Origin of the sequence: Pseudomonas sp. DL (assembly GCF_047199225.1) — a bacterium.
Lineage (GTDB): Bacteria > Pseudomonadota > Gammaproteobacteria > Pseudomonadales > Pseudomonadaceae > Pseudomonas > Pseudomonas aeruginosa.
The window spans coordinates 6,361,394-6,378,028 of the sequence record NZ_CP178323.1 but is presented as its reverse complement, the minus strand read 5'-3'; the positions used below and the strand labels follow the sequence as shown (position 1 = coordinate 6,378,028).

At 65.9% G+C, this 16,635-nt stretch carries 15 protein-coding genes; 10 read left to right on the top strand and 5 right to left on the bottom strand.

The features are described from left to right. Nucleotides 1-376: 376 nt before the first annotated feature. Entirely contained in the window at nucleotides 377-1,327 is a 951-nt protein-coding gene (locus ACI766_RS29690) for a homoserine kinase (protein WP_003102827.1), read from the bottom strand. A gap of 33 nt (nucleotides 1,328-1,360) precedes the next feature. After that, nucleotides 1,361-1,651 carry a DUF2782 domain-containing protein gene (locus ACI766_RS29685; RefSeq protein ID WP_003096984.1) on the bottom strand — a complete coding sequence of 97 codons (291 nt, stop codon included), beginning with the start codon at nucleotides 1,649-1,651 and terminating at the stop codon, nucleotides 1,361-1,363. 77 nt (nucleotides 1,652-1,728) lie between these two features. Here ACI766_RS29685 and polA point away from each other — a divergent pair, with 77 nt between their 5' ends. Continuing rightward, the gene (polA, locus tag ACI766_RS29680) at nucleotides 1,729-4,470 is read left to right on the top strand and encodes a DNA polymerase I (protein ID WP_003118455.1); all 2,742 of its coding nucleotides are present in this window, start codon (nucleotides 1,729-1,731) and stop codon (nucleotides 4,468-4,470) included. Between the two features lie 263 nt (nucleotides 4,471-4,733). Here the strand turns inward: polA and yihA are convergent, their stop codons facing one another. Beyond that, nucleotides 4,734-5,381 carry a ribosome biogenesis GTP-binding protein YihA/YsxC gene (gene yihA, locus ACI766_RS29675; RefSeq protein ID WP_412828487.1) on the bottom strand — a complete coding sequence of 216 codons (648 nt, stop codon included), beginning with the start codon at nucleotides 5,379-5,381 and terminating at the stop codon, nucleotides 4,734-4,736. 183 nt (nucleotides 5,382-5,564) lie between these two features. Between yihA and ACI766_RS29670 the strand changes: the two genes are divergently transcribed. From ACI766_RS29670 to ampDh2, 7 genes are all read left to right on the top strand, one after another. Next, nucleotides 5,565-5,858, top strand: coding sequence for a c-type cytochrome (locus ACI766_RS29670; RefSeq protein ID WP_003096979.1), 294 nt, complete (start codon nucleotides 5,565-5,567; stop codon nucleotides 5,856-5,858). Nucleotides 5,859-5,903: 45 nt separating this feature from the next. Beyond that, a complete protein-coding gene (locus ACI766_RS29665) occupies nucleotides 5,904-6,509 on the top strand; it encodes a c-type cytochrome (RefSeq protein ID WP_003102831.1) in 606 nt (201 codons plus the stop codon). Nucleotides 6,510-6,676: 167 nt separating this feature from the next. Then, nucleotides 6,677-7,312, top strand: a complete 636-nt coding sequence (gene dsbA, locus ACI766_RS29660; RefSeq protein ID WP_003096976.1) for a thiol:disulfide interchange protein DsbA — start codon at nucleotides 6,677-6,679, stop codon at nucleotides 7,310-7,312. Between the two features lie 15 nt (nucleotides 7,313-7,327). After that, the gene (locus ACI766_RS29655; RefSeq protein WP_003096975.1) at nucleotides 7,328-8,206 is read left to right on the top strand and encodes an endonuclease/exonuclease/phosphatase family protein; all 879 of its coding nucleotides are present in this window, start codon (nucleotides 7,328-7,330) and stop codon (nucleotides 8,204-8,206) included. Further along, on the top strand, nucleotides 8,203-10,218 hold the full coding sequence (gene dgcP, locus ACI766_RS29650; protein ID WP_017148697.1) for a diguanylate cyclase DgcP: 2,016 nt from the start codon (nucleotides 8,203-8,205) through the stop codon (nucleotides 10,216-10,218). The genes ACI766_RS29655 and dgcP overlap by 4 nt, the downstream gene beginning before the upstream one ends. Before the next feature lie 117 nt (nucleotides 10,219-10,335). After that, nucleotides 10,336-10,929: a MarC family protein gene (locus ACI766_RS29645; protein WP_003102836.1), complete on the top strand. Its 594-nt coding sequence runs from the start codon at nucleotides 10,336-10,338 to the stop codon at nucleotides 10,927-10,929. Nucleotides 10,930-10,958: 29 nt separating this feature from the next. Continuing rightward, on the top strand, nucleotides 10,959-11,738 hold the full coding sequence (ampDh2, locus tag ACI766_RS29640; protein ID WP_003096970.1) for an N-acetylmuramoyl-L-alanine amidase AmpDh2: 780 nt from the start codon (nucleotides 10,959-10,961) through the stop codon (nucleotides 11,736-11,738). A gap of 34 nt (nucleotides 11,739-11,772) precedes the next feature. On the opposite strand, the gene ACI766_RS29635 is transcribed toward ampDh2, so the two are convergent. Both ACI766_RS29635 and algB read right to left on the bottom strand, forming a co-directional pair. Then, nucleotides 11,773-13,560, bottom strand: a complete 1,788-nt coding sequence (locus ACI766_RS29635) for a KinB sensor domain-containing domain (RefSeq protein ID WP_003114120.1) — start codon at nucleotides 13,558-13,560, stop codon at nucleotides 11,773-11,775. Then, on the bottom strand, nucleotides 13,557-14,906 hold the full coding sequence (gene algB, locus ACI766_RS29630; protein ID WP_003102840.1) for a sigma-54-dependent response regulator transcription factor AlgB: 1,350 nt from the start codon (nucleotides 14,904-14,906) through the stop codon (nucleotides 13,557-13,559). Before algB ends, ACI766_RS29635 begins: the two co-directional genes overlap by 4 nt. Before the next feature lie 474 nt (nucleotides 14,907-15,380). On the opposite strand from algB, the gene ACI766_RS29625 reads away from it, so the two are divergent. Both ACI766_RS29625 and ACI766_RS29620 read left to right on the top strand, forming a co-directional pair. Then, nucleotides 15,381-15,542, top strand: coding sequence for a DUF1328 domain-containing protein (locus ACI766_RS29625; RefSeq protein WP_003096961.1), 162 nt, complete (start codon nucleotides 15,381-15,383; stop codon nucleotides 15,540-15,542). Nucleotides 15,543-15,563: 21 nt separating this feature from the next. Continuing rightward, nucleotides 15,564-16,031, top strand: coding sequence for an inhibitor of vertebrate lysozyme family protein (locus ACI766_RS29620; RefSeq protein WP_003114119.1), 468 nt, complete (start codon nucleotides 15,564-15,566; stop codon nucleotides 16,029-16,031). Nucleotides 16,032-16,635 lie beyond the last annotated feature (604 nt).

The following is a 16,635-nucleotide window of genomic DNA, read 5'->3' as shown; positions in this document are numbered from 1 at the left end:
TTTTGAAGGGCGAACGACCGGCCAGGATGGCCGGGCCGGGGGTGGGCTGAACGACGAGGCCTCGACAGGATGTCGGCTCGGCCTCACCCAAGACGCCGAACCGCATGCGTTTTGAAGGGCGAACGACCGGCCAGGATGGCCGGGCCGGGGTGGGCTGAACGACGAAGCCTCGACAGGATGTCGGCTCGGCTTCACCCCAGACGCCAAACCGCATGCGTTTTTCAATGCGAACGACCGGCCAGGATGGCCGGGCCGGGGGTGGGCTGAACGACGAAGCCTCGACAGGATGTCGGCTCGGCCTCACTCCAAGACGCCGAACCGCATGGTTTTTGAAGGGCGAACGGCCGCAGGACGGCCGTGCTCCTGTGGTTCCTGCCTACAACGCAAACGGCAAATGAATCTCCACGTTCTGCCGTTGCGCCAGGCGCATCTCGAACTCCGCCGGATCATGGATCAGCACGTCCTGTCCGGCGAACGCCTCGGCGGCGATCAGTCGCGACAGCCAGAAGCGCACGCAGGCGACCCGCAGCATGCTCGGCCAGTGCTCGGCTTCCAGCGCGGTGAACGGCCGGCGGTTGGCGTAGGCGGCGAGCAGGGCGCGGGCGCGGGCCGGGTCCAGGCTGCCGTCGGTATTGGAGCACCAGTCGTTCAGGGTGATCGCCAGGTCGTAGAGCATCCAGCCGGAGCAGGCGTTGTAGAAGTCGATCAGGCCGGCCAGGTGCGGGCCGTCGAACAGCACGTTGTCGCGGAACAGGTCGGCATGCAGGTTGGCGCGCGGCAGCGCTGGACGCTCGGCATCCAGCGCGGCGATCTCCGCCAGGGCCGGGGCGAGCAGGGCGCGGGCCTGTTCCGGTAGTCGCGGGGCGAGGTTGGCACCTTGTTCCAGCATCCAGGGCAGGCCACGGTCGCTCGGGCGTTCGAGGATGCGCCCGCGGGTGGCGGCGTGAAGGTGGCCGAGCAGATCGCCCACTTCCTGGCAGTGGTGGGCGTTCGGCTGCCGCTCGTGGCGGCCGGCCAGGCGCGGTTGCAGCAGCGCCGGCTTGCCTTCGAGACGGCGCAGGGCCTCGCCGTCGCGGGTGCGCAGGGCGTAGGGCACCGGCAGGCCGTCCTCGTGGAGCACGTCGAGCAGTTCGATGAAGAACGGCAGGTCCTGCACCGGGCCGCGCTCGACCAGGGTCAGGACGAACTCGCCGTGTTCCAGGCTGACGAAGAAGTTGCTGTTCTCGGAGCCTTCGGCGATGCCACGGAAATCCCGCAGGCGGCCCAGGTCGTAGGGGGCGAGGAAGGCTTCCAGGGTCGAGCGTTCGAGTGGGGTGAACACCGACATGTCAGCGCGGCCTCGCCCGGTTGGAAATGCACATCACCAGCTGAAGATCTCCCATTGTGGAATCAGCTTGTCCGGCTGGTCGGAGCGAATGAAGTTGCCATCGCTGCCGTCGGCGCGGACCAGGAAATAGGGTTTGCCATGCTTGGGAACCACCTTGATGGCGTAGAGGAAGCCATTCACGCGGTATTCCTGGATGGTCTTGTCGCCCTCCTGGCGGATGGTTACGTCGGGCTCGCCGGAGGGCGCGTCGTCGTCCGCCGCCATCGCGACGAGCGGGGCGAACGCCAGCAGTCCGGCGAGCATCAAGCGGTTCAGCGTACGCATGGTAACCTTGCTCCTTTATCGAATCGTCCAGGGTTCATTCTACACGCCCTGGTCTCCGGAAAAGGTTGATTCCCCTCATGAGCCAAGCGCCCCTCGTCCTGGTGGACGGTTCCTCGTACCTGTACCGCGCCTTCCATGCCCTGCCGCCGCTGACCACCTCGACCGGCAAGCCCACCGGTGCGGTGAAGGGCGTGCTGAACATGCTCCTGAGCCTGCGCAAGCAGTACCCGGACAGCCCGTTCGCGGTGGTCTTCGACGCCAAGGGCCCGACCTTCCGCGACGAGCTGTTCGCCGAGTACAAGGCCAACCGGCCGTCGATGCCCGACGACCTGCGGGTCCAGGTCGAGCCGCTGCATGCCAGCGTCCGCGCCCTTGGCCTGCCGCTGCTGTGCGTGGAGGGGGTCGAGGCCGACGACGTGATCGGCACCCTGGCGCGCAGCAGCGCCGCGGCTGACCGCCCGGTGGTGATTTCCACCGGCGACAAGGACATGGCGCAACTGGTCGACGGGCACATTACGCTGGTCAACACCATGACCGGTAGCCGCCTCGACGTGGATGGCGTGAAAGAGAAATTCGGCGTCGGTCCTGAGCTGATCATCGATTTCCTCGCCCTGATGGGCGACAAGGTCGACAACATCCCCGGCGTTCCGGGTGTCGGCGAGAAAACCGCGCTGGGCCTGCTGACCGGTGTCGGTGGCGGCCTGGAGGTGCTCTACGCCAGCCTGGACAAGGTGCCCGAGCTACCGATCCGCGGCGCCAAGGGCTTGCCGGCGAAGCTCGAGGAAAATCGCGAGCAGGCGTTCCTGTCCTATCAACTGGCGACCATCAAGACCGACGTCGAACTGGACGTGGAGATCGACAAGCTGTATCCCGGCGAGCCGCAGCGCGAAGCGCTGATCGCCCTGTACCGCGAGCTGGAGTTCAAGAACTGGCTGGACGACCTCCTGCGCGAGGCCAAGGAGGCCGGCGAGAACGGCGAGGCGGAAACGCCTATCCAGGCCGAGGTCGACTACGACGTGGTGCTCGACCAGGCCGGATTCGACGCCTGGCTGAAGAAGCTGGAGGAGGCCGAGCTGATCGCCTTCGATACCGAGACCACCAGCATCGACGCCCAGCAGGCGCAGGTGGTGGGGGTGTCCTTCGCCGTGAAGGAGGGCGAGGCCGCCTACGTGCCGCTGGCCCACAGCTACATGGGCGTTCCGGAGCAACTGGACCGTGACGCGGTGCTGCGTGCGTTGAAACCGCTGCTGGAGGATCCGAAGAAGCTCAAGGTCGGCCAGCATGCCAAGTACGACATCAATGTCCTGGCCAATGCCAGCACCCCCATCGCGCTGCGGGGCGTAGCCTACGACACCATGCTCGAGTCCTATGTGCTGGACTCCACCGCCACTCGCCACGACATGGACAGCCTGGCCCTGAAGTACCTCGGCCACAGCACCATCCGTTTCGAGGACATCGCCGGCAAGGGCGCCAAGCAACTGACCTTCGACCAGATCGCCATCGAACAGGCCGGGCCCTATGCGGCGGAGGACGCCGACGTGACCCTGCGCCTGCACCAGGCCCTGTGGCAGAAGCTGGAGGCGATCCCGTCCCTGGCCAGGGTCCTGACCGACATCGAGATGCCGCTGGTACCGGTGCTGGCGCGGATCGAGCGCAACGGCGCGCTGGTCGACGCCAACCTGCTGGGCATCCAGAGCCGCGAACTGGGCGAGAAGATGGTCGCCCTGGAGCGCCAGGCATACGACCTGGCAGGGCAGGAATTCAACCTCGGCTCGCCCAAGCAGCTCGGCGCGATCCTCTACGACAAGCTCGGCCTGCCGGTTCTGAGCAAGACCGCGACCGGCCAGCCGTCCACCGCCGAGGCAGTGCTCGCCGAACTGGCCGAGCAGGACTTCGAGCTGCCCAAGGTGATCATGCAGTACCGCTCCATGAGCAAGCTCAAGAGCACCTACACCGACCGCCTGCCCGAGCAGATCAACCCGCGTACCGGACGCATCCATACCTCATACCACCAGGCGGTGGCGGCTACCGGGCGGCTGTCGTCGAGCGACCCGAACCTGCAGAACATCCCGATCCGTACCGCGGAGGGCCGGCGCATCCGCCAGGCGTTCGTCGCGCCGCAGGGCTACAAGCTATTGGCCGCGGACTACTCGCAGATCGAGCTGCGGATCATGGCCCACCTGGCCAAGGACGATGGCCTGCTGGATGCCTTCCGCCACGACCTGGACGTACACCGCGCCACCGCGGCGGAAGTCTTCGGCGTGCCGCTGGAAGACGTCAGCGGCGACCAGCGACGCAGCGCCAAGGCGATCAACTTCGGATTGATCTACGGCATGAGCGCCTTCGGCCTGGCCAAGCAGATCGGTGTCGAGCGCAAGGAGGCCCAGGCCTACATCGACCGTTACTTCGCCCGCTACCCCGGCGTCCTGGCGTACATGGAACGGACCCGCGCCCAGGCCGCGGAGCAGGGCTTCGTCGAAACCCTGTTCGGCCGTCGCCTGTACCTGCCGGAGATCCATTCGAAGAACGGCGCCATGCGCAAGGCCGCCGAGCGCACCGCGATCAACGCGCCGATGCAGGGCACCGCGGCGGACATCATGAAGCGCGCCATGGTCGCTGTGGATAACTGGCTGCAGGAAAGCGGCCTCGATGCCCGGGTGATCCTCCAGGTGCACGACGAACTGGTGCTGGAAGTGCGCGAGGAGCTGGTCGAGCAGGTGTGCGAGGGAATCCGCCCGCTGATGAGCGGAGCGGCGACCCTGGACGTACCGCTGGTGGTCGAGGCGGGTGTCGGTTCGAACTGGGACGAAGCCCACTGATGAACGGTTGCGAGGCCCGTGTGGCGGGCCTTGCGAGCAGGTCCGGAGTGCCCGGTGAGGGTGCCGTGGAAAAGTTTTTCGCGGTGCGCTGAACTTTCCCGTTTTGCCGACAGTCAGAACACACGAATGGCTTCTTGAGCCCTTCGATGCTCCTTTGCAGTGTTTAGTGTTGGCAGATTCCTGGACCCCGCCCTAGCGGTCCGGACTTGAACCCCGAACTTCCCCCTCCCCATACGAAGCTCGGGGTTTTTTTTGCCTGGAATTCAGGCTTCCTCGAACGCCTCTTGTTCCTCGTCCAGCAGGCCCAGCCATTGCGCCAGGACCATTTGCGCCTCGTCGACGCCCTGGCGCTTGGGCGCGGAGAACAGTTGCAGGGTGGCGACGTCGCCCCAGCCTTGCTGGACTTCCCGGCGTACCTTGAGCAGGGCGTTCTTGGCCGCGCCGAAGGCCAGCTTATCGGCCTTGGTCATCAGTACATGGATCGGTAGCTGGCTGGCCTGGGCCCAATCCAGCATCAGTCGGTCGAAGTCGGTGAGCGGGTGGCGGATGTCCATCATCAGGAACACCCCGGCCAGGCTTGCGCGGCTGCTCAGGTAGGCTTCCAGGTGGCGCTGCCAGTGCTGCTTCAGGGGGATCGGCACCTTCGCGTAGCCGTAGCCGGGCAGGTCCACCAGGCGCCGCGAGTCGTCCAGGGCGAAGAAATTGAGCAGTTGGGTACGTCCCGGGGTTTTCGAGGTGCGCGCCAGGTTGGCGTGAGTGAGGGTGTTCAGCGCGCTCGACTTGCCGGCATTGGAGCGCCCGGCGAAAGCGACTTCCAGGCCTTCGTCGGGGGGGCACTGGTCGACCTGGGCGGCACTGATGAGAAGGCTGGCCTTCTGGCACAGGCCGACGATGGGGTTCTTCTCTGACATGGGTTATCCACAGGGGTGCGACTCGGTGTCGCGGGGGGCTGTTTCGTTTCCGTTTCGGTATCGGAAGTATATAATGCCGCGGATTTTGTGTGCGCTTTATCCCCCAGGGTCGAGCGCGCGCGGGAACGGACAGAGCATTTTCCGCGCGGTAGAACGCGGGCGTTCCCCCTGATGAGGACGATCATGAAGAAACTGCTGCTCGCAGCGACAGTCGTTGCGGTGGCCGTTACGGCGCAGGCGGCGCAGGACCCGGAAGCAGTGTTCAACCGGACCTGTGGCGCGTGTCACGACGGCCAGCTGCCGATGGCGCCGAAAAAGGGCGACCATGCCGCCTGGGAGCCGCGGCTGGCCAAGGGCATGCCGACCCTGGTCCAGCATGTGACCAACGGATTCAACGCCATGCCGCCCCGCGGCCTGTGCACCGACTGCAGTGCCGAAGACTACCAGGCAACCATCCAGTGGATGGTGAAGAAGTAGCCGAAGCCCACTATCTTTCACCCTTAGCCGTAATTGGATTAGCTGATGAACAAACTTCTCGTGAGTCTGCTGTTGACCCTGGGTCTGACCGGCCTTGCCCATGCCGCTGGCGATGCCGCCGCGGGCCAGGCGAAAGCCGCGGTGTGCGGCGCCTGTCACGGTGCGGATGGCAACAGCCCGGCGCCGAACTTCCCGAAACTGGCCGGCCAGGGCGAGCGTTACCTGCTCAAGCAGATGCATGACATCAAGGACGGCAAGCGTACCGTGCTGGAAATGACCGGGCTGCTGACCAACCTCAGCGACCAGGACCTGGCCGACATCGCAGCCTACTTCGCCAGCCAGAAGATGAGCGTCGGCATGGCCGATCCGAACCTGGTGGCCCAGGGCGAAGCGCTGTTCCGCGGCGGCAAGATCGCCGAAGGCATGCCGGCCTGCACCGGTTGCCATTCCCCGAGCGGCGTCGGCATCGCAACCGCCGGTTTCCCGCACCTGGGCGGCCAGCACGCGACCTACGTGGCCAAGCAGCTGACCGACTTCCGCGAAGGTACCCGCACCAACGACGGCGACACCAAGATCATGCAGTCCATCGCCGCCAAGCTGTCGAACAAGGACATCGCCGCGATTTCCAGCTACATCCAGGGTCTGCACTGATCGCTGCGTAGCACGGCAAAAAAGATGTATGAAAAAGGGTGGCCTCGGCTGCCCTTTTTTGCGTCCGCCATCGCTACAATGCTGGAACCCGTGACCGCTCCCCCCGGTCGAACTGACCGGGCCGAACCCGGCCGGAGAGCGGCACTGACCTCGCCTAGGAGTGAACGATGCGTAACCTGATTCTCACCGCCATGCTGGCCATGGCCAGCCTGTTCGGCATGGCCGCCCAGGCCGACGACTATACCGCCGGCAAGGAATACGTCGAGCTGAGCAGCCCGGTGCCGGTGTCCCAGCCGGGCAAGATCGAAGTGGTGGAACTGTTCTGGTATGGCTGCCCGCATTGCTACGCGTTCGAGCCGACCATCGTGCCGTGGAGCGAGAAGCTGCCGGCAGATGTCCATTTCGTGCGCCTGCCTGCCCTGTTCGGCGGTATCTGGAACGTCCATGGGCAGATGTTCCTGACCCTGGAAAGCATGGGTGTCGAGCATGACGTACACAACGCCGTGTTCGAGGCGATCCACAAGGAGCACAAGAAGCTCGCCACTCCGGAAGAAATGGCCGATTTCCTCGCCGGCAAGGGCGTGGACAAGGAAAAATTCCTGAGCACCTATAATTCCTTTGCCATCAAGGGCCAGATGGAAAAGGCCAAGAAGCTGGCGATGGCCTACCAGGTCACCGGCGTACCGACCATGGTGGTCAATGGCAAATACCGCTTCGACATCGGCTCCGCCGGTGGTCCGGAGGAAACCCTCAAGCTGGCCGACTACCTGATCGAGAAAGAGCGCGCAGCGGCCAAGAAGTAGGCAAGGTGATTCGGCATGTTGCGCCGCTGGCAGCGTGAACCTCGGGTCGCAGGTAGCTGCGACCCGCGAGTGAACCCCTCCTGTGACGATTCGCGGGAGCTGCCCGACGACGGCCGCCTGCGCCTTCTCAGCTTCAACATCCAGGTCGGTATCAGCACCGAGCGCTACCGCCACTACCTGACCCGCGGTTGGCAGCACCTGCTGCCCCACGCGGGGCGGGCGACCAACCTGAAGCGGATCGGCGAACTGCTCGCCGACTACGACCTCGTCGCCCTCCAGGAAGCCGACGGCGGCAGCCTGCGTTCCGGCTACGTCAATCAGGTCGAGCACCTGGCCCAGTTGGGGGCGTTCCCCTACTGGTACCAGCAGCTCAACCGCAACCTCGGGCGTATCGCCCAGCACAGCAACGGCCTGCTCAGCCGCTGGCGGCCGACCCTGCTGGAAGATCATCCGTTGCCCGGTCCGCCGGGACGCGGCGCGATCTTCGTGCGCTTTGGCGAAGGCGCCGACGCGCTGGTGGTAGTGATGATGCATCTCGCTCTCGGCGCTCGCACCCGCACCCGCCAGCTCGCCTATATCCGCGAGCTGATCGGCGACTACCGCCACCAGGTGCTGATGGGCGACATGAACACCCACGCCGTCGATCTTCTGGAAAACTCGCCCCTGCGCGACCTCGGCCTGATGGCGCCGCAGGTCGAGGCGACGTTTCCCAGCTGGCGGCCGCAGCGCAATCTCGATCACATCCTGCTCAGTTCCGATCTCGCTCTCGAGCGGGTCGACGTGCTCGACCAGCCGATCTCCGACCATCTGCCGGTATCGGTGGAGATTCGCCTGCCGGACAACCTGCGCGACAAGGCCTTGGTCGTGCGCGGGGATGCCGGGAGTCCGCCATGAGTCGCGACGACGTCCAGCGCTGGAAAGACAAGTACCTGGAGAACATCGAGCAGCAGGAGCGCCTGCAACGGCGCTGGGATGCCCGGATCGACCTGCTGCGTCGCGGCCTGGTGCGTAGCAGTCTGGCGGCCGAAGGCAGCGACAAGGCGGTCGACCAGTGCATGAAGGAGCTGCGCGAGATCCTCCGTCGCGACGACATGGACGCCGGCCTGTCGGGCCTGATTCCGCGCCTGGAAAAGGCCGTGCTCGACTCCGAACAGCGCCGCCAGCAACGCACCCAGCAGAACATCGATGCTCTCGGCGAACTGGCCCAGCAGTTGCTGGCCCTGGACCTGCCGCGGGAACTGCGCAAGCCGCTGAAGCAGTTCGCCCGCGATATCGAGGAGCGCGCCCGGCAGTCGCGCGAGATTCCGATCCTGCTCAGCGAGCTGAGCAGGCTGCAACGCCAGGCGCTGGCCGAGCGCAAGGGCGGCGATGCCGAAGACGGTCGCCCGAGCCTGTTGCAACGCCTGTTCGGCGGCAAGGAGTCGGAAACCACCGCGGAGCCGAGCGCATCGGTGCCGTCCGTTGTGGCGGCAAGCAATACACCGATCCAACCGGCGGCGGCCGCGCCGTCCCTGCCGGTCGCCGAGCACGACGAGGCGCCAGGCGGTCCGCCGCAGCCGTTGCCCGCCCGCACGGTCGCCGCCATCGAAAGCGCGCCAGCGGGTTGGGTCGGGGTCGCCGAGCGTGGCGAGCCGAACCAGATCCTGCTGGATGAGCCCCGGGAAATCTGGCTCGACAGCCTGCCGCTACCGGCCGGCCTGAGCTTTAGCGAGACGCTGGAAGAAGCGGGTGCGGAGCCGTCGCCCGCAATGCCGGCGGACGTTGAAAGCGCGCCCGAAGCTCCGGCCACTCCTGTGGATAACCTCGACGGGCAGGCGGTAGACGAGGCCTACGAACTGCCGCCGCCGATACCGGAGCCCGGCTACAGCGCGGTGGCGCCGCACATCGAGGCCAGCCTGCTGCGGCTGCTCGACGGCCTGTCCCTGCCGAGCAGCCACCAGCCCCAGGCCGAGGCGCTGCGGGAGCGGATCGATGGCAGCCTGAACTGGTATGAGCTGGTGCCGGTACTCGACGACCTGGCGGTGCTGGTGCTGTCCCTGGCGGACAGTGGCCAGCGCGACTTCGAGGAATACCTGCGGCAACTCAACGAGCGCCTGGAAAGCTTCCTCGGCCACCTGGGCGACGCCCACGCCGGCTATACCGACGTGCTGGACAACGCGCGCGGCTTCGACCAATCGCTGCGTGAGCAGGTCAGTGGCCTGCAGGCCAGCGTGCAGCAGGCGACCGACCTGAACAGCCTCAAGCTGGCGGTGGACAGCCGGCTGAACGGCCTGCTTGCCTCCATGGACGAACACCAGCGCGAACAGGCCGAGCACGAACAGGAGGTGTCCGGCCGCCTGCAGGCGCTGATGGAGCGGGTCAACAGCATGGAGCAGGATGCCAAGGCGTTCCACAGCCACCTGGAGGACCAGCGACAGAAAGCCCTGACCGATCCGCTGACCGGCCTGCCCAACCGCGCGGCGCTCAGCGAGCGCCTGGAACAGGAAGTGACGCGCCGGCACCGGGACGGCGGCGATCTGCTGCTGGCGGTGCTGGACATCGACCACTTCAAGCGGATCAACGACGACTTCGGCCACCTGGCCGGGGACAAGGTGCTGAAGATCATTGCCGGCGAATTGCGCAAACGGTTGCGGCAGGCCGATTTCATCGCCCGTTTCGGCGGCGAGGAGTTCGTCGTCCTGCTCCCGGCCACGTCCCTGGAAGCCGGCCGGCAACTGCTCGAACGGCTGCGCGCGGCGATCGCCGCCTGTCCGTTCCATTTCAAGGGCGAGCCCCTGAGCATCACCTGTTCCGCCGGCATCACCGCGTTCGAAGGCAACGAGGCCGGCGAAGCGGTTTTCGAGCGTGCCGACCAGGCGCTGTATCGAGCCAAGCGCGCCGGCCGGGACCGCCTGGAAGTGGCCTGAAGGGCGACCAGCGCACATTCCGACGACTCGGGACGGGCTCGCCTGCAGGTGTTGCCGCGGCTCGCTAGAATGGTCCCGCCCGGTAGAATGACCGGCTGTCCCGCTCTGGAAACTCCCATGGATATGTTCGGCGTCGCCGTCCTGATCTTTCTGGTCACCGACCCCTTCGGCAACATCGCCGTGTTCCTCGCCGCGCTGAAAGGCGTCGCACCTGGGCGCCGCCTGCGCGTGGCGTTTCGCGAGCTGGCCTTCGCCCTGGGTCTGCTGCTGCTCTTCCTCACCCTCGGCGAGCACATCCTCAGCGGCCTCGGCCTGTCCCGCGAGGCGACCGGGATCGCGGGTGGCATCATCCTGTTCGTGATCGCCATGCGCCTGATCTTCCCGTCGCCCCAAGGGCTGCTCGGCGAAGTGCCCGACGGCGAGCCGCTGCTGGTACCCCTGGCCACCCCGGCGGTGGCCGGGCCCTCGGCGCTGGCGATGCTGATCACCCTGCGCACCACCTTCGACGGTCCGCTGTGGGAGCTTTACCTGGCGGTGGTGCTGGCCTGGGCCGCTACTGCGCTGATCCTGCTGCAGGCGGCGTTCCTCCAGCGTTTCCTCGGCCCGCGCGGGCTGACCGCCATCGAGCGGCTGGCCGGCATGCTGCTGATCATGCTCAGCGTCGATATGCTGTTGGACAACCTGCGCAGCGTGTTGCACATCGCCGCCTGACCGCGCTGCCCATTTTTTTCGGAGTCATCATGCGTTCGTTCGTTCTACTGGCTTTCACCCTGTCGCTGCTGGCCGGCTGCTCCAGCGGCCCGCGCCTGAACACCGACTACACCTCGGCGAACCAGGACAGCCGCGTCCAGTTCATCGTCCTCCACTACACCTCCACCGATCTGCCGCATTCGCTGGGCATCCTCACCCACGGCGGCGTCAGCGCGCACTACCTGATCGGCGACGACGAGCCGGCCACCGTCTACCGCCTGGTGGATGAGAACCGCCGCGCCTGGCACGCCGGGGTCAGTGAATGGCAGGGCCGTACCTGGCTGAACGCCACCTCGATCGGCATCGAGATCGTCAACCAGGGCTATCGCGATACACCCCAGGGGCGGGTCTGGTATCCGTTCAGCGAAGCGCAGATCCAGGCGCTGATCCCCCTGCTGAAGGACATCGCCAAGCGCCACGGCATCACCCCGGACCGGATCATCGGACACAGCGATATCGCGCCGGGCCGCAAGGTCGATCCGGGTCCGCTGTTCCCCTGGAAGCGCCTCGCCGACGCCGGCCTGGTGCCCTGGCCGAAGCCCGGCGAATTGGCGCGCCGGCTCGCCGAACTGAACGGCCAGCTGCCGGATGTGCGCTGGTTCCAGCAGCAGTTGGCGCGGCACGGTTACCTGGTGCCGCAGACCGGCGAGCTGGAGAAGGACACCCGCGACGTCATCGGCGCTTTCCAGATGAAATACCGTCCGGCCCGCTTCGATGGCGAGCCGGACCTGGAAACCGCCGCCCTGCTGCTGGCGGTGCCGACTTCCTGAGGCCTGTGGAAAAGCCTGCCGGGAGCGGCCCCGGTCACACCGGCAGCAGCATGTAGAAGCGCGCGCCCTGGCCCGGTTGCGAGCGCACCGCGATGCGCCCGCCATGCAGCTGGATGATTTCCTTGCACAGCGCCAGGCCGAGGCCGGCGCCGCCCTTCTTGCGTCCGACCTGGACGAAAGGCTCGAAGATCCGTCCTTGCTGGCTGAAGGGAATGCCTTCGCCATTGTCTTCCACCGCGATCAGCACCCGGTCGCCCTGGCGCCGGGCCTGCAGGTGGATCTGCCCGCCTTCGCTGCTATGGCGCAGGGCGTTTTCCAGCAGGTTGTCGATCACCCGCTCGATCTGCAGGCGATCGAGCTGCAGGCGCGGCAGCTCATCGCCCAGCTCCAGTTGCAGCGAGACCCGGCGGGCCTCGCCCTTGGGAATGAAACGCTGCTGCGCCTGGGTGAGCAGGTCGACGAGGTCGCAGGAAGCCAGTTCGAGCTTCTGCATGCCGGTCTGGTAGCGCGAGAAGTTCAACAGGTCGTTGATCAGCAGGACCAGCCGCGACATCTCTTCGTCCACCGTCTGGATCAGGTCCGCTTCCCGCGACTCCGCGGGGAAGTCCAGGCGTTCGCGGAGCAGGCTGAAGGCCATCTGCATGCCGGTCACCGGCGTGCGCAGTTCGTGGGAGGCGCGCAGGACGAATTCGCTGCGGACCCGTTCGAAGGCGCGCTGCTCGGTCACGTCACGGACCACCAGCACCGCGCCGACGCTATGCCCGCCGGGATGGGTGACCGGATACAGCGACCAGGCCAGCAGGCGCGACTCGCCGGCGACGTCCACCACCAGGTCGGGCATCGCCTCGTCCTGGACTTCGCCGAGCAGGGCCTTTTCCACCGCTTCCTGGACATCGACATCGCTGAGTATTTCGTCGATCCGCTTGCCATGGGGGTCGTTGGAGACGAACAGCTGGCGGATCGCGACCGGGTTGGCGTGTTCGATGCGTCCCTGGTTGTCGAAGATCACCAGGCCGTCGTCGATGCTGTCGAGTACCGCCTGCAGGCGCCGCTCGCCGGAAAGCACCTCTTCGACGCTGGTCTTGCGATACTGCCGCAGGGCCTCGGCCATCAGGCCGAAACGCCGGGTCAACTGGCCGACCTCGGCGACGTTGGTCATCGGCAGGGTCACGTCGAAATCGCCTTCGCCGATCCTGTCCGCCGCCCGCGCCAGGGTTTCGATCGGCGCGCCGAAGCGCCGGGCGATGCTGTGGGCAGTGACGAAACCGATCAGCAGGATGGCGACGCCCACCAGGCCAAGCAGGCCGGCGACCAGGTAGGCACGATGGCGGGCGCTGGTCTCGGCTTCGCTGATGCCGGCCAGCGCCAGTTGCTGCAGGTCCTGCAGGCGCAGGCGCAGGCCATTGAAGGCTTCGCTGAAGCCGTCGTTGTCGGCCATGGGCGCTTCGAGCAGGGCCGGGGTGTGCGCCTGCAGTTGCAGGTAGGCGTCGCGGACGCCATCCAGGGCGGCCTGCTCGGCGCTGTCGACGGTATTCGCCCGGCCCTGTTCCAGGACTCGTCGGAAGTCGTTTTGCGAGCGCTCCAGGGCCTGCCCGTCGGGGGTTTCGCGGAGCAGTATGACCAACTGGTCGCCGAGCAACTGGCGCAGTTGCTGGCTCACCTCGATGGTCGCGTAGTGGTGCGACATCCGTTGTTCCTGGGCGCGGCCGAGCTGCATCACGCTGAACAGCCCGAGCAGCAGGCCGAACAGCGAGACGGTGATCAGCGCGGAAATGCTGAGGAACAACCGGGTCCGGAGCTTCATCGGCAGCGGCATGCTCATAGGCCGTACTGCTTGCGCTTCCGGTACAGGGTCGAGGCATCGATACCGAGGGTCTTGGCGGCCTGGTCGAGGGTCGCGCTGGAGGCCATCACCGCCGTGATATGGGCTTTCTCCAGGTCTTCCAGGCTCAGCGATTCGCCGATCCGCGGCGCGCTGCTGGCAGATTGCGCAGCGCTGAAACCGAGGTGGTCGACATCCACCAGTTCCTGGTTGCAGATGATGCTGGCGCGTTCGATCACGTTGCGTAGCTCGCGTACGTTGCCCGGCCAGGGGTATTGCCGCATGGCCTCGCGGGCGGCTTCGCTGAAGCCGCGGGCGGGGCGGCCGTAGTCCTTGACGAAGCGGGCGAGGAAACGTTCGGCCAGGCCGAGGATATCCTCGGCGCGTTCGCGCAGGGGAGGCAGGTTGAGCACGATCACGTTGAGGCGGTAGAGCAGGTCCTCGCGGAACTGGCCCTGGGCGACCATCGCGCCCAGGTCGCGGTTGGTCGCGGCAAGGATGCGCACGTCGGCGCGGCGGGTCACCGGATCGCCGACGCGTTCGTATTCCTTGTCCTGGATGAAGCGCAGCAGCTTGGGTTGCAAGGTCAGCGGGAAGTCGCCGATCTCGTCGAGGAACAGGGTGCCGCCGTCAGCCTGGCTGACCCTGCCCAGGGTGCTTTCGGTGGCACCGGTGAAGGCGCCGCGACTGTGCCCGAACAGTTCGCTTTCCATCAGTTCGGCGGTCAGCGACGGGCAGTTGATGGTGACCTGGGGCTTCTTCGCGCGTTTGCTCCAGGTGTGGATGGCGCGTGCCAGTTCGCCCTTGCCGGAGCCGGATTCGCCGAGGATGAGGATGTTGGCGTCGGTCGCCGCGACCTGGCGCGCGGTCTCCAGTACCGCGGCCATGGCCGGGCTGTGCGATTCCAGGCCGTCGCCCTGGCGGCGCACTTCGTCCTCCAGGGCCTCCAGGCGCGCGGTCAGTTGGCGCACCTCCAGTTGCTTGGCGGCGGCCAGGCGCAGTTGGTCCGGGCTGCAGGGCTTGACCAGGTAATCCACCGCGCCGGCCTGCATGGCGTCGACCGCGGTATCCACCGCCGAATGCGCGGTGACGATCACCACGCGCATCCATGGCGCCTGGACGCGCATCTGGGCGAGAACGTCGAGCCCGTTGTCTTCGCCCAGGCGCAGGTCGAGGAAGCACAGGTCGAATACCTGGCGCTGCAACAGGGCCTCCGCCTGCGGCGCGCTGCTGGCGGTGGCCACGCTGTAGCCTTCGTCTTCGAGGCAATAACGGAAAGTGCGCAGGATCGCCGACTCGTCATCGACCAGCAGGATGCGCCCCTGTTTTTCGGAAGTGGTTTCCATCGTTGCTTTTTATCCTCTAGGGAATTCACTGCCATTCGGCTTCTGGGTTAGTCCCCGGAAAGCCCATGCAAGTTGCAGAGCGCCCCGCCGCCCATCCGGGCGGCCAGGGCGGCGTGCAACCTGCCGATGTCTGTTCTTGGGTTTTCGGGAAGCCGTGGCGGCTCCACGGATGGCTCCGGGTAGCAGGTGCCGGGTCGCTTCCCTGTTGCATGTGACAGCGTACCGCGCCGATCGTGCAAAACGCCCGGAATAATTTGTCGCGTCGTGCAGGATGAACTGCGCAGACTACCTGGGTTGTTTTATAACTTATTGAATTAAAAGTGTTTTTATTTTTCAGAAAGGCTGGCATGCGGCGTGCAATGAGGTAGTCACGGTCTCCCTGAAGAAAAAATGGACACAGGCCGGTTCGCTACCCCGATGGGCCTGGCCCCGAGGCGGTACCGACAGTTCCGAAGGCACACAGGAGAAAACATCATGCTTAGTTGGGCTATCACCTTTCTGATCATCGCCATCATCGCTGCCGTCCTCGGGTTTGGTGGCATCGCAGGTGCCGCCACCGGAATCGCGAAGATCCTCTTCGTGCTGTTCCTGGTGCTCTTCGTGGTCTCGTTCTTCTTCGGACGCCGTCGCGGCTAGCCGGATGCCAAGGAGAAAGCGATGCGACTCATGCGTAACCTGATGAACGCACTGCTGCTCGGTGCCGCCGCCAGTTCGCTGGCGGTGGCGGCCGACAGGGACGGCGAATACCGCTTGAACGAACTGCAGAGCACCGATGCCGGATACCGCAAGGCCTGGCAGAACCTGGTGGAAGACGAGAGCCGCTTGCCCGACTGGGTGATGAATCTCTCGGGAACCGCTACGCCGATGCATGCCGTCGACGACCAGGGCGACAAGTATCTGGTTGGCGGTCTCTGCGAGAAGTCCGATTGCAAGGGCCAGCGCCTGCTGGTCGCCTTCGATTGGGACAAGAGTCATGCCTACGGGCTCTACGTGCAGGTGCCCGAAGGGCTGCCGCAGGACAAGTCGCCGAGCAAGCACGCCAGCTTCCGCTGGCTGGGCAAGCCGGAACCGGCGGTACAGAAGATCCTCGACGAACAACTCAAGGCCGATCCGAACTGGTACTGAGGCGGAACGGGCTTGCGTGACACCGCCCCGCCCGCAGCGGGGCATGGCCAGGGGACCGGGATGCGCTGGGTGAGGTCGATCCGGCGGGTTCCAGGGGTACAGGGAGTACCTCCTTCGGGGTCGGGCCAGGCGAAAACGCGCCGGAGGGGAGCCACCGATGTCTCGCTGCCTTCCGGCGCGCTTCTATATATAGAAGGGGTACGATGCTCCGCCGTCCGGCGGAGCGTCGGCTTCCGCAGCGATACTCCGCGAACTTCCCTGATATCGATCAATGCCTGTGGATGGCGGAGTCGTTTTACAATCGACCGCCCGCGCGTTCCGAGGCGCCCTCCAGAAGGGCTTTACCGCGCGGTTATCCACAGAATGCCGCTTATCCACAGCCGACGATGGCGTGCCGGACGGCCTTGCGTGTCCTGCGACCATCCATCGCAGCGATGATGAGCGACTTTCAACTTCCCAGGATGGGCACGTGGCTCCCGGGCCTTGCACGGAGTGCCTTCCGCTCCCTGTTCTTGTACGAAAATCAAGGGCAATCTCCTGTGGGACGGACGTTTCATTAGTGATTTCTCATGCCGATTCGGCATGGGGCAGTCACTTACGGCAT

Excerpts from the sequence above, each read along its gene's own strand:
- ACI766_RS29690 (WP_003102827.1), bottom strand. The coding sequence starts at position 1,327 with ATGTCGGTGTTCACCCCACTCGAACGCTCGACCCTGGAAGCCTTCCTC.
- ACI766_RS29685 (WP_003096984.1), bottom strand. The coding sequence starts at position 1,651 with ATGCGTACGCTGAACCGCTTGATGCTCGCCGGACTGCTGGCGTTCGCC.
- polA (WP_003118455.1), top strand. The coding sequence starts at position 1,729 with ATGAGCCAAGCGCCCCTCGTCCTGGTGGACGGTTCCTCGTACCTGTAC.
- yihA (WP_412828487.1), bottom strand. The coding sequence starts at position 5,381 with ATGTCAGAGAAGAACCCCATCGTCGGCCTGTGCCAGAAGGCCAGCCTT.
- ACI766_RS29670 (WP_003096979.1), top strand. The coding sequence starts at position 5,565 with ATGAAGAAACTGCTGCTCGCAGCGACAGTCGTTGCGGTGGCCGTTACG.
- ACI766_RS29665 (WP_003102831.1), top strand. The coding sequence starts at position 5,904 with ATGAACAAACTTCTCGTGAGTCTGCTGTTGACCCTGGGTCTGACCGGC.
- dsbA (WP_003096976.1), top strand. The coding sequence starts at position 6,677 with ATGCGTAACCTGATTCTCACCGCCATGCTGGCCATGGCCAGCCTGTTC.
- ACI766_RS29655 (WP_003096975.1), top strand. The coding sequence starts at position 7,328 with ATGTTGCGCCGCTGGCAGCGTGAACCTCGGGTCGCAGGTAGCTGCGAC.
- dgcP (WP_017148697.1), top strand. The coding sequence starts at position 8,203 with ATGAGTCGCGACGACGTCCAGCGCTGGAAAGACAAGTACCTGGAGAAC.
- ACI766_RS29645 (WP_003102836.1), top strand. The coding sequence starts at position 10,336 with ATGGATATGTTCGGCGTCGCCGTCCTGATCTTTCTGGTCACCGACCCC.
- ampDh2 (WP_003096970.1), top strand. The coding sequence starts at position 10,959 with ATGCGTTCGTTCGTTCTACTGGCTTTCACCCTGTCGCTGCTGGCCGGC.
- ACI766_RS29635 (WP_003114120.1), bottom strand. The coding sequence starts at position 13,560 with ATGAGCATGCCGCTGCCGATGAAGCTCCGGACCCGGTTGTTCCTCAGC.
- algB (WP_003102840.1), bottom strand. The coding sequence starts at position 14,906 with ATGGAAACCACTTCCGAAAAACAGGGGCGCATCCTGCTGGTCGATGAC.
- ACI766_RS29625 (WP_003096961.1), top strand. The coding sequence starts at position 15,381 with ATGCTTAGTTGGGCTATCACCTTTCTGATCATCGCCATCATCGCTGCC.
- ACI766_RS29620 (WP_003114119.1), top strand. The coding sequence starts at position 15,564 with ATGCGACTCATGCGTAACCTGATGAACGCACTGCTGCTCGGTGCCGCC.